The sequence below is a fragment of the Phreatobacter sp. genome (assembly GCF_052440005.1).
Lineage (GTDB): Bacteria > Pseudomonadota > Alphaproteobacteria > Rhizobiales > Phreatobacteraceae > Phreatobacter.
The window spans coordinates 34,545-47,308 of sequence record NZ_JBQVQL010000011.1; the positions used below are offsets into that span (position 1 = coordinate 34,545).

Sequence of the window (12,764 nt, forward strand, 5' to 3'; positions counted from 1 at the left end):
GCACGGCGGCCGTCCGGGCCTACGACGGCCGGCCGCCGCTGTTCCGGGGCGCGGAGCCCGCCTTCAGAGGAGCGTCACCTTGCCGGTGGCGAGGTCGTAGACGCCGCCCGCCACCGTCAGCTTCTTCTCCGCCACCAGTCCGGCGAGGACCGGCGTCGAGGTCTTCAGCTTCTCGACGTTGAGGCGGACATTGGCCGCGATGGTGGCCGCCAGCATGTCCGCCGGTTTCCCGGCGTCGGCGGCGTGCACCGCCGGCTTGATCGCGTCGATGAGCTGCGGCAGGTGCCCCGGCAGCTGCGTGTTGTTGCGCACCACGTCGATGGCGGCGGCGATGGCGCCGCAGCTCGTGTGGCCGAGCACGAGGATGAGCTGCGAGCGCAGCACCGCCGCGCCGAACTCGAGGCTGGCCAGCCCGTCCTGGTTGACGAAATTGCCGGCGACGCGGACGACGAAGAGATCGCCTGCCCCCTGGTCGAAGGCGAGTTCGGGGGCGACGCGCGAATCGGCGCAGCTGACGATCGAGGCGAAGGGGTGCTGCGAGCGCGACAGCGCCGCCCGCCGGGCCGAGAAGTCGCGCTGGTCCGGCGCATTGGCGACGTAGCGGGCATTGCCGTCCATCAGCCGCTTGAGCGCCTCCTCGCCGCTCAAGGATGCGGCGGGCTGGGCCAGGGCGGGACGGGGCAGGGCGAGGCCCCCGGCAAGGGCGAGGCCGGCACCGGCCTTCAGGAAGGTGCGGCGGGACGAGGAGGCGGGGAAGGCACACGAGTCGCACATGGGGGCGGTCTCCGGCTGGGCGCGCGGGACGGGTCGCCGGTGATGTCCGGGGGGGATGTCCTGCACTTGACGCCCGCCATGGTTGAGCAGGTCGTCCGTATTTTCCAGCCGGTGGATCACTGAAAGTCACCCGAATGCTTGGAAGCGTGAACGCGGTTTCAACGCATTCGTGCAGATCATCGGGACAATTCGCGGAAAATATCCTCGCAGGTCGGAGATATATTTCGCAGGACCGCAGAAAGGGCAGTGGCCTTGAGCGGGAAGACCCGCCAGACCTTGCCGTTATGGGGCTACCACCAGTCCCGGAAGGCCGCGATGGCATCGAGGTCGTTGGTTCCGGAGCTGTTCGGCCCGAAGGTGAGGGCGGCGAGGTTCGAGGCCTCCGTCTCGATCGGCAGGCCGCGGCCGGGAATGACGAGGCGCGGGACGCCGCGCTTCGCCAGGTGGCCGGCGAACCAGACGTCGTCGACGAAGCGGATGCCGGGCGCGTGGCCCGAGAAGTCGTGAACCGCCGCGTCCAGCGCGCCGGGCGGCACGAGGTAACCCCAGGTGCCCAGGAGGATGTCCACCGGTTCCGGTGCGGCGAGGGCGGTGGCGAAGACGTGCGGGAAGCGCTTGGGATGGGCGCCCGGGACGATGCGCCAGCCGCGCCAGCCGATGGCGGCGCCCGGCAGGCGACGATGCCAGGCGAGCATCTGCTCGAGGAAGTCGACGGGATAGATGACGTCGTCGTCGACGACGATGATCGCCGCATCCGGCTCGGCGAGCAGCGCCGGCAGCAGCTTCGTGGCCGGCCCCTCGTCGGTGGTGTCGAGCACGTCGACCCCCGGAAAGGGCGGGTCGAGCCGCGGATAGGGCTTGCCGGAGCGCCGCGACACCGCGGGGCGGGCGAGAATGATGCGGTCCGCCGCCACGGTCTGGTCGAGGAGGCTGCGGAACACCGGGGTGAGCCTGTCCATGCGCTCGGGAACGGTCGTCAGCGTCACGACGAGCCGCTCCGGCCGCGGCGGGGAGGGTGGCCGCGCGGGCGGCGAGCCCTGCATCAATTTGCGTGCCCGGGCATGATCCTGATAGAGCCTAGCCGGCGTCATGCGCCGGAAGCGCATCAGCGCGTTGCGGATCATCATGGCCGGCAGGCCGTGGCGGTCCGGAAACTTGGGCGCATCTCGACCTCGGATATGTCAGGGGATGAGGACGGGCTCATAGCACCGCACGCGGCAAACGGGGAGCCGGGTTGATGTCGGAAAGCTGGGTCTCGCGGCTTCTCGCGAGCCTTGAACGGGGCGCCTCCCTGCAGGACGTCGCCCGCAGTGCGTCCTTCGCCGGAACGCTGGCGAAGGTGGCCTCGGTGCTGGCGCGAACCGGCGTCACGCCCAACACGCTGACGCTGCTGTCGCTGCTGCCGGCGCTGGTGTCGGGCGTGCTCGCCGCCTACGGCGCCTTCGGCTGGGCGACGCTCCTCCTCCTGCTCTCCGGCGTCTTCGACATGCTGGACGGCCCGCTCGCCCGCTCCACCGGCACGGTGAGCCGCTACGGCGCGCTGCTCGATTCCACCGTCGACCGCCTCACCGACGCCGCCCCGCTGCTCGGTCTCACCGTCTTTTACGCCACATCCGGCTGGATGGCGGTGGTCCCCGCCTTCACCCTCCTCGCCGCCTACACCGTCTCCTACGTGCGGGCGCGCTGCGAGGGCCTCAAGGTGCAGCTGCCGCCGCTGTGGATGCGTCGTGGCGACCGCATGGTGCTGATCGCGGTCTCCCTGCTCCTCGGCGTGTTTTCGCCGGCCATCACGCTCGGCGGCATCGGTCTCGTCGGCGTCCTCAGCCTCCTCGCCGCCGCTGACGCGCTGCGCGTCGCGCGCAACGTCATCGACGCCCGGGTGCCGGAGGTGCGCGCCGTGGCGGACGCACCGGCCGGCCGCGACAACGCCGCCTGAGACCTCCCATGATCGACACCGCCCGGACGCGCCTGACGGACCTGTGGGGCCGCTGGTGGCTGGCGCCGCTGGCGCCGACCCTCTACGCCCTCGCCATGATCCCTGCCGGGCAGCTGCGGCCCGAGCACATCCTCATCGCCGGCCTCGTCCTTGGCCTCGGCCTCTTCAACCGCACGACCCAGCGCATCACCGCGGCGCTCTATCCCGGTGTCCTCGTCGCCATCGCCTCCGACGCCATGCGCTTCGTCGTGCCGATCTTCGTCACCCCGGAGCGGGTCCATGCCTGCGACCTGCGCGCCCTCGAGCTGAAGCTCTTCGCGGTGGCGCCGGACGTGACCCCCGGCGACTGGCTGCAGCAGCACACCGCGCCCTTCTGGGACGTCTTCTTCGCCGTCCCCTACGCCGCCTTTCTCTACGTCGTCCCGGTCTATGCGCTCTACCTCTTCGTCCGCGACCGGGAGCGCATGGCGCTCTATCTCTGGGCCTTCGCCATAGCCCACGCCATCGGCTTCGCCATGTGGCTGATCGTGCCGGCGGCGCCGCCCTGGTATGTGCGGATGAACGGCTGCCTCGTCGACGTGAAGGCCGCCGCCAACGCCGCGGGCCTCCTGCGCGTCGACGACCTTTTCGGCATGACCTATTTCCGGCAGTTTTACGCCCGCGCCGCCAACGCCTTCGGCGCCATGCCCTCCATGCACGTCGCCTTCCCGTTGATCGGCCTCTTCGCCGCCATCGGCCGTGCCACCTGGCGCACCTGGCCGCTGCACCTTTTCTACGCGACGGCGATGTTCATCGGCAGCGTCTATCTCGACCACCACTGGATCCTCGACGGGATCGCTGGCGCCTTCGTGGCCCTCGCCGCCGTCTGGATCGCCGCGCGCGTCCTCGGCCTGCCCTGGCCCTGGCCCCCGCGGGCGGAGCGGCCGGGCGCCTGAAACGCCAACGACCCGGGTCGCCCCGGGCCGTCGTCCACCACGCGATGGTTCCGGCTTACTCGAGGCAGTCCAGCGGCACCACCGACTGGTCGGAGTTCTGCAGGATGTCGCTTGTGGGCAGCGTCGCGCTCGATTCTCCCTCGGCCGGCGTCACGTTGTTGGCGGCGAGGAAGGTGCGCACGAGATCGAGCTTGATGCCGAAGTTGATGTTCTGCGCGGTGCGCTCGCCGGAGATCTTGTCGATCTGCGAGACCACCACGCCGACCACCAGGCCGGCGGCGTCGAGCACCGGGCCGCCGGAATTGCCGGGCTGGGTCGGTGCCGTGTACTGGAACCGGCTCTGGTCGCCGAGCGCGCCGCGCAGGCCTGAGACGATGCCCTCGGTGACGTTGACGCCGCCGAGCTGCGAGCGGGCGGGATAGCCCACCAGCACGACCTTCTCGCCGCCCCGGACATTGACGCCGCCGCCGTTGCGCAGCCGCAGCGGGGACGAGGTGGCATTCTCCTGCACCAGCACGGCGAGGTCTGCGCCCTCGTCGGCACCGATCAGGCGCAGCGGCACGCGCTGGCCGCCGGGCCGGGCAATCGCCACCGTGGCGCAGCCGTCGATGACGTGGTGGTTGGTCAGGATGTGGCCGGTCTCGTTGATGTAGAAGCCGGTGCCGGTGGAGGCGACCTGGCCGGGACGGCCGGCGCGGCCGATCGCCATCTCGGGCGTCGCGCAGAGGTCCTGGTCCCGCTTCTCCATGGACTGGCCACCCTCGTAGACCACCTTCAGGTCCCAGCGGCAGCCGCCCTCGGTCGGCAGGCGGAGTTCGAGGCGGAAGCGGCGCGGCATCAGTTCCGAACCGAGGCGGTCGTCGCCCCAATGGGTGTCCGCTACCGGCGTCAGGTAGACCTCGCGCACGTCGCCGCGGCCGTTGTTGGTGAAGACGACCCGCCGGCCGTTCTCCGGTCCGCCGCCGTCGACGCGGAAGGCGTTGGCGCCGCCGAAGGCGATCTCCTGGCGCTGGCAGAGGTTCTGCCGCATGCGCCGCTCCTCGCGTCCGCCCTGGTAGACGATGCGCAGGTCGTAGTTGCACTGGTCGTCACGCTCGACGCGGGCGGTGAAGCGGGCGCCCGGCGGGATGCGGACCTCCGGGTTCAGCATGTCGTCGCCCCAGGACGAGACCTTGGACGAGGAGATGAACAGCGATTCGATCGGCCGGTCGCCCTCGTTGATGACGACGATCTGCGAGATGGAGGGCTGGGCGGCACGGGTGGTCGGCCGCTGCTTGCGGTCGCCGCGGCCGGTGGCGAGGGCAGGGCCGTTGACGACGAATTCCGGCGATTCGCACAGGTTGACGGCGTTGCGGACCTCCTCGCGGTCGTTGTCGAAGCGCACCTTCACGTCGTACTCGCAGCCGCGCCGCGGCATGCTGATCTGGAAGGTGCCGCGCGCGGCGATGGTCTCGCTGCCGAGGCGGTCCTCGCCCCAGGCGCTGGTGCCGCGCGGACGCACGTAGAGATACTGGATGGCGATCGCGCCGCGGTTCTGCACCACGAAGGCCAGCGGCTCGCCGGCCGGTTCCGCGGGCCTCTCCTGGCCGCCCTCGCGGCGGGCCTGCGGCTGCCCCTCCGCCTCGGCACCGAAGACCACCTCGCGGCCGGTGCAGAGGTTGCGGCCGGACAGGGTGCGGTCGCCGGCGCCGTCGAAGGTCGCCACCACGTCATAGGTGCAGCCGGCGGCGCGCCGGAAGCGGCCGGTGAAGCTCTGGCCGTTTTCCAGCACCGTCGCGCCGAGCACGTCCTCGCTCTCGTTGCCGCCCGGCGCCACCAGCTTGAGCACCTGCAGGGTCGAGCCCGACCGGTTGCGCACGACATAGAGCGCCACCGGGCCCTGGCGCTGCAGGTCGGTGTTGGACGTCTGCGTCCGCCCGTTCAGCGCCACCTCGGGGCGGGCGCAGAGGTCGAGCCCGAACCGCGTCTCCTCGCGGCCGTTCTCGTAGATCGCCCTGAGGTCGTGGCGGCACTGGTCGCCCTCAATGGTGAAGGTGTGGGAGCGGTTGCGCGCCACCGTGTCGTTGCCGAGCCGGTCCTCGCCCCAGGACACTTCGCCCACCGGCGTGACGAACAGGTACTGGAGGGTGGCGGTGGCGCGGTTCTGGATCGTCACCTCGGTCGAAGCCGGGGCCTGCTGGCGCCGCCGTTGCGCCTCGGCATCGGGGGCCTGCAGCAGCATCAGGCAGGCGGCGGCGAGCGCGAGCGGCGCTGGGTGGCGGGTGAGCAGCGACATCGACGGCTTTTCCTCAGGTCTCGCAGCCCGCGGAGGCAGGCGATGGTCAGCCTATAGCCGGGGGCGGTTTCCGCAAGTTTTCGCGCGGACGTGGCTTTGTCGTGGCAGCCCCTCCGCGCCGCAATACCGCTGAAACGTTGCAGCTCCCGGGAGCGCCGCCTCAGCCCATGAGGTGACGGGCCACGGCCATCCAGGCCGGCAGCGAGATGGGGTCGTTGGCGACGTTGCCGGCCGCCGGATGGGAGGCGTAGCGGGCGATCACCATCTCCGCCTTCGGGTCGATGTACAGCGCCTGGCCGTAGACGCCGCGGGCCATGTAGGCGCCGTGGGCATTGTGGCTGACCCACCACTGGTTCCGGTATGACCAGCCGGGGAGGGTGGCATAGCCCGCCGGCGCGAATTTCGCGGGATCGCCGCCGCGGGCGATGTCGTCGGCGACGCTCGCCGGGAAGATCTGCCGGCCGTTGAAGGTCCCGCGGTTGCGCATCACCTCGCCGAAGCGCGCGAGGTCGCGGGTCGTGGTGTTGAGGCCGCCGCCGCCGCTTTCGATGCCGAGACGGTCGACGTGGTAATAGGCGTCCTCCTCGGCGCCCATCGGCTGCCAGATGCGGGTCGACAGGAGTTCGCTCAGCGACAGGCCGCTGGCCCGGCGCAGGATCCAGGCGAGGACGTCGGTGTTGACCGTCTTGTAGGCGAAGACCCGGCCGTGCTCACCCTGCTTGGCGACGGTCGTGAGATATTCCAGCAGCGACAATTGCGGCACGCCGGGCAGCGGCGGGGCCATGCCGTTGGCCCGCCGGAGCGCCCAGACGTCGGACTTCGGGTCCGTGTAGATTTCCGAGTAGGCGAGGCCGGTGGTCATATCCATGACCTTGGCGACGCTCGCATCCCCGAAGGCGCTGGCGGCGAGTTCCGGGACGTAGTGCGTCACCGGCGCCGCCGGGTCGATCAGGCCGTCGGCGACGAGCATGCCGGCGAGCGTGCCGGTGAAGGACTTGGTCACCGACATGCCGATATGCGGCTGGTGGGCCCTCAGCGCGCCGAAATAGCGCTCGTAGACGAGCTTGCCCCGGTGCAGCACCACAACCCCGTCGGCATAGGTCTGGGCGAGGGCCTCGGCGAAGCTGATGGTCTGGCCGCCCATGGTCGTCACCGCCACCGCGTCGAGGTCCACCTCGGCCCGCGGCAGGGATGAGGCGGGGCCCGGGCCGCGCCACACGTTCACCGTCGGCACGATCTGCCTGACGTTGCTCCACGACCAGCGCAGCTGCGGGAAGGACCGGAACGAGCCGTCGGCATAGGTGACGGCCTTGTCGGCCGGCGGCGGGAAGCCGGTCATCCACCCGAGGGCGACCGGATCGCTTGCGGCGGGGTCGGGCATGTCGGTCTTCGCGTCGGTCATGGAGGGCTCCTGCACGAAGGCGGCCGCACCGCGGCGCGCCGGGTCTGAACGGTGGACGAGGCCGCGATTCGTATCGCAATACGATACATTCGTGCCAAAACAGGTTGAAGCCGAAGAAGATTGCTGCTCTTTTTGCGGCCGCGGGCGAAATGAAAGCCACCGACCATAGCGGCGGTGGGCAACAAATCCACCCCGCGCAATGGTGAGGTGCCCGGCACCAGCGTGGCTTGCCGATGCAAAAACAGGCATGCCACGATGCTGGGCAGTTTTTAGTCGGGGGTTTTGATGCCGATCCTGCCCAGGGCGGATGTCGTATTGCGTGGTGGCCGTGTTTTCGTGGCCTATGGCGAGCCGGTGGCGGAGGCAATCGCCCTCTGGTCCGGCAAGGTGCTGGCGGTTGGCTCATCCGCCGACATGGAGCCGCTGATCGGCCCCGGGACGAAGATTGTCGAGCTGCGCGGCCGCCTGGCGACGCCCGGCCTGTTCGAGGCCCACGCCCACCTTCTCCCCATGGGAATCTCCATGGCCGAGATCGACGCCCGGCCGCAGAATGCCGACACGCTCGACGCACTCCTCGGCCTCATCCGCGAGGCCGCTGCAAGCAAGAAACCCGGCGAGTGGATCCTCGCCCGCGGCTATGACGATTCGAAGCTCGACATCCGTCGCCATCCGCACCGCACCGAGCTCGACCTCGCCGCTCCCGACAATCCGGTCTATCTCGTGCGCACCTGCGGCCATCTCGCCGTCGCCAATTCCATGGCGCTGAAGATCGCCGGCGTGACGACGAAGTCGCCGGTGCCGGCGGGCGGCGCGATCGAGCAGGTCAACGGCGACCTCACCGGCCTGATGGCCGAGAACGGCCGCCAGGCCGTTCAGGCGGTCCTCCCCGCCTATACCGACGAGGACCACGTCGCCGCCATCGAGCGCGGCGCCCGGTACATGAACACCTTCGGCATTACCTCGACCATGGATGCCGCGGTGGGCATGCGGTCCGGCTACCGGGAGATCATCTCCTACCGCAACGCCGTGCGCACCGGCCGCCAGCCGATCCGCGTCACCCAATGCCTTCTCGACATTCCCGGCGGCATCCTCGGCCGCTGCTACGAGGAGGGCCTCGTCACCGGCTCCGGCGACGACATGCTGCGCGTCGGCCCGGTCAAGATCTTCACCGACGGCTCGGCCGGCGGCAAGACCGCGGCCATGACCACGCCCTATGCCGGCGAGGAGGAGACCCACGGCATCTACTGCCTCACCGACAAGGAGATGGAAGAGGCGACGATGGAGGTCCACGCCAAGGGCTACCAGCTCGCCGTCCATGCCATCGGCGACGGCGCCGTCGAGCAGACGCTCGTCGCCATGGAGAAGGCGCTGGCGAAATACCCGGACGCGGACCGCCGCCATCGCATCGAGCATTGCGGCTTCAACACCATGGACCAGATGAAGCGCATGCGCGCCGCCGGCATCGAGCCGGTGCCGCAGCCGGTCTTCATCTACGATTTCGGCGAGCTCTATCAGCAGGTCATGCCGGACGACCGCCCGGCGACCAGCTATCCGATGAAGACCTGGATCGACATGGGCTTCCGCCCGGCGGCCTCCACCGACGCGCCGGTCTGCGACGCCAACGTCTGGCCGAACTTCTTCACCATGGTTACCCGCAAGACCCACAAGGGCACGGTGATCGGCGCCGGAGAGGCGATCTCCATCGAGCGCGCCATCCAGGCCTATACCGCGTTCGGCGCCTACGTGAACAAGTGCGAGGACCATCGGGGCACGCTGCGGCCGGGCATGGTCGCAGATGTCGCAGTCTTCTCGCGCGACTTGCTCACCGCCTCGCCAGAGGCGATCCTCTCCGACACGCGCTGCGATCTCACCATCCTCGGCGGCGCCTGCGTCCATGACGCGACGGGCGAGTGGAAGGGCTGACGAGCATGGGAGTGCACCTCTTACACCGTGCCGTCTTGTCGATACCGGTGCTCTTCGGCGTGCTGCTGCTCGGCTTCATGCTGCTGCAGCTCGTGCCCGGCGACGTCGCCCAGGTCATCGCCGGTCCCCAGGCGACCCCCGAGGTCGTCGAGCAGATCCGCCGGGACCTCGGCCTCGACCGCTCCCGCGTCATCCAGTTCTTCATCTACATCACCCGCGTGATGCAGGGCGATCTCGGCTACTCGATGATCAACAACACGCCCGTCATCAGCGAGCTCGGTGAGGCCATCGGCCCGACCTTCGAGCTGATGATCGGCTCGCTCCTGTTCTCCGTGCCGATCGGCATCGCGCTGGGCACCGTCGCCGCCGTCAACCGCGGCCGCGCCCTCGACCGCATCATCATCGCCATCTCGGTCTTCGGCGTCTCCATGCCGGTCTTCTTCATCGGCCTGATGCTGATCATGTATGTCGGCTACCACTGGGAGCTGCTGCCCTTCCTCGGGCGCGCCGGCCCGCTCTGGACGCTCGACGGCCTCGCCCATGCAGCGCTCCCCTCGCTGACCCTCGGCCTCATCTTCATCGGTCCGGTGGCGCGCATGACGCGCACCGCCGCCCTCGAGGTGATGAACGCCGACTACGTGCGCACCGCCCGCGCCAAGGGCCTCGCCGAGCACACGGTCATCATCCGCCACGTGCTGCGCAACGCGCTGATCCCGGTGGTCACCCTGATCGGCCTGCAGGCCGGCTACCTGCTCGGCGGCGCCGTCGTCACCGAGACCATCTTCTCCTGGCCCGGCGTCGGCCGGCTCGCCGTCGGCGCCATCCTGGCGCGCGACTTGCCTCTCGCCCAGGGCTCCATCCTGATCCTCGCGGTCTCCTTCATCGTGATCAATCTTCTCGTCGACGTTCTCTACGGCATCCTGGATCCCCGGGTGGGCAAGCGATGACCGCCGTGACCGCCACCGAACCCGCCACGGCCGCCCCGCGCCGCTGGGGCAACATGCGCCGCCTGTTCCGCGACAAGCTCGCCATCACCGCCGCCATCCTCCTCGTGTTGCTCGTCCTCGCGGCGATCCTCGCCCCGTGGCTGGCGCCGAACGATCCGTTCCTGACCAACACCCGCCTGCGCATGCTGCCCCCCGTCTGGGAGGCGCGCGGCCGCTGGGAGTTTCTGCTCGGCACCGACGGCCTCGGCCGCTGCATGCTCTCGCGCCTGCTCTACGGCCTGCGCGCCACGCTGATGATGGGCATCATTGCCACCGTCATCGGCGGCTCGATCGGCCTGCTGCTCGGCCTCTTGGCCGCCTTCTACCGGCGGCTCGACGGGGTCATCATGCACCTGTCGGACATTCTCCTGTCCTTCCCCGCCATCCTGCTCGGCCTGTCCTTCGCCGCGGTCGTCGGTCCGGGCATGACGGCCGTCGTCATCTCGCTCGCGGTCGCCACCATTCCGACCGTCGTGCGCGTCACCCGCGCCTCGGCGCTGGTGGTCATGGGCCAGGACTTCATCGAGGCGGGCCGCTCCATCGGCCTCAACGACCGGACCCTGCTGGTGCGCTACCTCGCGCTGAACTGCATCTCCTCGGTCTTCGTCTACATGACCCTGCGCTTCGGCCAGGTGATCCTGCTGGGCTCGGCCCTGTCCTTCCTCGGCCTCGGCGCCCAGCCTCCGGTCGCCGAGCTCGGCACCATGGCCTCGGCGGGCCGCAACGAGCTGTTCCTCGCCCCGCACATCGCGGTCATGCCGAGCCTCGTCATCGTCGCGCTCGTGCTCTGCGCCAACGTCCTCGGCGACGCGCTGCGCGACATGCTCGACCCGCGGCTCAGGCACACCTGAGCGGCACCCCCAACCAACGGCCCGGATCAACGCGGGCCGGGAGAGAACCCACGTCTTCAGAGGAGTAGGGACATGAGTATGAAGCGACTTGCATTGCTCGCCGGCGCGATCGCCGGCGGCCTGGCCATGGCGAGCCCGGCCCTGGCCCAGGCGCAGAACACGCTCACCATCGTGCGCGAGGTCGATTCCGACCGCTACGATCCCCATCGCTCGACCGCCCGCGCGGCCTCCGAGGTCCTGTTCATGCTCGCCGACACCCTGGTGTCGCTCGACCACGACATGACCTCCATCAAGCCGGGCCTCGCCGAGAGCTGGACCGTCTCGCCGGACGGCAAGGTCTACACCTTCAAGCTGCGCTCGGACGTCAAGTTCTGCGACGGCAAGGCGATGACCGCCGACGACGTGGTCTATTCGCTGAAGCGCTGGATCGACCCGGCCACCCGCTCGCCCGTGCGCTGGCGCGCCGGCCCGGTCGAGGACATCGTCGCCAAGGACGCGACGACGGTCGAGTACCGCCTCACCGCGCCCTTCTCCGAGCTCCTCTACCAGCTCACCCAGAGCTTCGCCGTCGTCATCGACAAGGCCAATGTCGACGCCCTCGGCGCCGATTTCGGCGTCCGCGGCTTCAACGGCACCGGTCCCTACTGCTGGGTCGACTGGCGTCCGCGCAACGACATGCGCCTGCGCCGCCACGACGCCTATCGCTGGGGCCCGCCGATCTACGAGAACCGCGGCCCGGCGCATATCCAGGAGATCGTCTGGCGCATCGTGCCCGAGGAGAACACCCGCCTCGCCGCCGTGCTGACCGGCCAGAGCCAGGCCACCCAGTACGTGCCCTATTCGGGCATGGCGCAGATCCGCGCCAACCGGAACCTGCGCATCGTCGACAATCCGGCCGCCTTCTGGACCTATTTCATCGGGTTCAAGGTGGACAAGGCCGGCGTGGACGACGCCGCCGTTCGCCGCGCCATGGTCATGGCCGTCGACCAGGAGGCGATCTCGCGCGACATCAACTTCGGTGAGACCGAGCCGGCCTATTCCTACATCCATCAGTCGGCCACCGACTGGAACAAGGCCGTCGATTCGCGCCTCATCCGCACCAACGTCGCCGAGGCCAATCGCATCCTCGACGAGGCTGGCTGGGTTCGCGGCGCCGACGGCTTTCGTTCCAAGAACGGCGTCCGTCTCTCCCCGCTCGCCTACGGCTTCACCGGCTCGACCTGGCAGAAGCTGATGGAGACGGTGCAGGGCGACCTGCGAAAGATCGGCGTCGACCTGCGCATCCAGCTCTTCGACGCGACGGTGGCCTGGGGCAAGCTCGCCACGCAGGAGTTCGACCTGTTCGGCATGTCCTTCCCCTACATCACCGCCGGTGACGCGCTGAACCTCTACTTCCGCTCGGCCAACGCCCCGACGCCGAACCGCATGAACTGGAAGGACGGCGAGACCGACCGGCTGCTGCAGACCGGCATGACCGCCGTCTCCGACGCCGAGCGTGCCGCCGCCTACGGCCAGGTGCTCCAGCAGGTGCATGACGCCGCCGTCTGGATCCCGCTCTACCACGAGCCGATGAAGGTGGCGGCGACCTCGCGCCTCGCCCCCTTCAAGGCCCACAACATCTACGGCTGCGGCTTCTACAAGGGCCTCGACCTGCGCTTCACGCGCTGATGTGACGACCTCTG

General features: G+C 69.6%; 10 protein-coding genes. 6 read left to right on the forward strand and 4 right to left on the reverse strand.

What is annotated here, in order from left to right; translation table 11 throughout:
• Window positions 1-63: 63 nt before the first annotated feature.
• A complete protein-coding gene (locus ACT6XY_RS04630) occupies window positions 64-774 on the reverse strand; it encodes a carbonic anhydrase (RefSeq protein WP_444747157.1) in 711 nt (236 codons plus the stop codon).
• Window positions 775-1,064: 290 nt separating this feature from the next.
• A complete protein-coding gene (locus tag ACT6XY_RS04635) occupies window positions 1,065-1,760 on the reverse strand; it encodes a hypothetical protein (protein ID WP_444747158.1) in 696 nt (231 codons plus the stop codon).
• A gap of 251 nt (window positions 1,761-2,011) precedes the next feature.
• Between ACT6XY_RS04635 and ACT6XY_RS04640 the strand changes: the two genes are divergently transcribed.
• Window positions 2,012-2,710: a CDP-alcohol phosphatidyltransferase family protein gene (locus ACT6XY_RS04640; RefSeq protein WP_444747159.1), complete on the forward strand. Its 699-nt coding sequence runs from the start codon at window positions 2,012-2,014 to the stop codon at window positions 2,708-2,710.
• A gap of 8 nt (window positions 2,711-2,718) precedes the next feature.
• Window positions 2,719-3,645 carry a phosphatase PAP2 family protein gene (locus ACT6XY_RS04645; protein WP_444747160.1) on the forward strand — a complete coding sequence of 309 codons (927 nt, stop codon included), beginning with the start codon at window positions 2,719-2,721 and terminating at the stop codon, window positions 3,643-3,645.
• 55 nt (window positions 3,646-3,700) lie between these two features.
• On the opposite strand, the gene ACT6XY_RS04650 is transcribed toward ACT6XY_RS04645, so the two are convergent.
• Together ACT6XY_RS04650 and ACT6XY_RS04655 are read right to left on the reverse strand one after the other, a co-directional pair.
• Window positions 3,701-5,920 carry a S1 family peptidase gene (locus ACT6XY_RS04650; RefSeq protein ID WP_444747161.1) on the reverse strand — a complete coding sequence of 740 codons (2,220 nt, stop codon included), beginning with the start codon at window positions 5,918-5,920 and terminating at the stop codon, window positions 3,701-3,703.
• Window positions 5,921-6,080: 160 nt separating this feature from the next.
• Window positions 6,081-7,322 carry a serine hydrolase domain-containing protein gene (locus tag ACT6XY_RS04655; protein ID WP_444747162.1) on the reverse strand — a complete coding sequence of 414 codons (1,242 nt, stop codon included), beginning with the start codon at window positions 7,320-7,322 and terminating at the stop codon, window positions 6,081-6,083.
• 285 nt (window positions 7,323-7,607) lie between these two features.
• Here ACT6XY_RS04655 and ACT6XY_RS04660 point away from each other — a divergent pair, with 285 nt between their 5' ends.
• The 4 genes from ACT6XY_RS04660 to ACT6XY_RS04675 all read left to right on the forward strand — a co-directional run bounded on the left by ACT6XY_RS04660 (window position 7,608) and on the right by ACT6XY_RS04675 (window position 12,750).
• Window positions 7,608-9,245 carry an amidohydrolase gene (locus ACT6XY_RS04660; RefSeq protein ID WP_444747163.1) on the forward strand — a complete coding sequence of 546 codons (1,638 nt, stop codon included), beginning with the start codon at window positions 7,608-7,610 and terminating at the stop codon, window positions 9,243-9,245.
• A gap of 5 nt (window positions 9,246-9,250) precedes the next feature.
• Window positions 9,251-10,192: an ABC transporter permease gene (locus ACT6XY_RS04665; RefSeq protein WP_444747164.1), complete on the forward strand. Its 942-nt coding sequence runs from the start codon at window positions 9,251-9,253 to the stop codon at window positions 10,190-10,192.
• A complete protein-coding gene (locus tag ACT6XY_RS04670; protein ID WP_444747165.1) occupies window positions 10,189-11,082 on the forward strand; it encodes an ABC transporter permease in 894 nt (297 codons plus the stop codon). Before ACT6XY_RS04665 ends, ACT6XY_RS04670 begins: the two co-directional genes overlap by 4 nt.
• Window positions 11,083-11,154: 72 nt before the next feature.
• Window positions 11,155-12,750: an ABC transporter substrate-binding protein gene (locus tag ACT6XY_RS04675; protein ID WP_444747166.1), complete on the forward strand. Its 1,596-nt coding sequence runs from the start codon at window positions 11,155-11,157 to the stop codon at window positions 12,748-12,750.
• Window positions 12,751-12,764: the final 14 nt, after the last annotated feature.

Bases quoted from the DNA above. Each gene is read 5' to 3' on its own strand.
- ACT6XY_RS04630 (WP_444747157.1), bottom strand. From the start codon at position 774: ATGTGCGACTCGTGTGCCTTCCCCGCCTCCTCGTCCCGCCGCACCTTC.
- ACT6XY_RS04640 (WP_444747159.1), top strand. From the start codon at position 2,012: ATGTCGGAAAGCTGGGTCTCGCGGCTTCTCGCGAGCCTTGAACGGGGC.
- ACT6XY_RS04645 (WP_444747160.1), top strand. From the start codon at position 2,719: ATGATCGACACCGCCCGGACGCGCCTGACGGACCTGTGGGGCCGCTGG.
- ACT6XY_RS04650 (WP_444747161.1), bottom strand. From the start codon at position 5,920: ATGTCGCTGCTCACCCGCCACCCAGCGCCGCTCGCGCTCGCCGCCGCC.
- ACT6XY_RS04655 (WP_444747162.1), bottom strand. From the start codon at position 7,322: ATGACCGACGCGAAGACCGACATGCCCGACCCCGCCGCAAGCGATCCG.
- ACT6XY_RS04660 (WP_444747163.1), top strand. From the start codon at position 7,608: ATGCCGATCCTGCCCAGGGCGGATGTCGTATTGCGTGGTGGCCGTGTT.
- ACT6XY_RS04665 (WP_444747164.1), top strand. From the start codon at position 9,251: ATGGGAGTGCACCTCTTACACCGTGCCGTCTTGTCGATACCGGTGCTC.
- ACT6XY_RS04670 (WP_444747165.1), top strand. From the start codon at position 10,189: ATGACCGCCGTGACCGCCACCGAACCCGCCACGGCCGCCCCGCGCCGC.
- ACT6XY_RS04675 (WP_444747166.1), top strand. From the start codon at position 11,155: ATGAGTATGAAGCGACTTGCATTGCTCGCCGGCGCGATCGCCGGCGGC.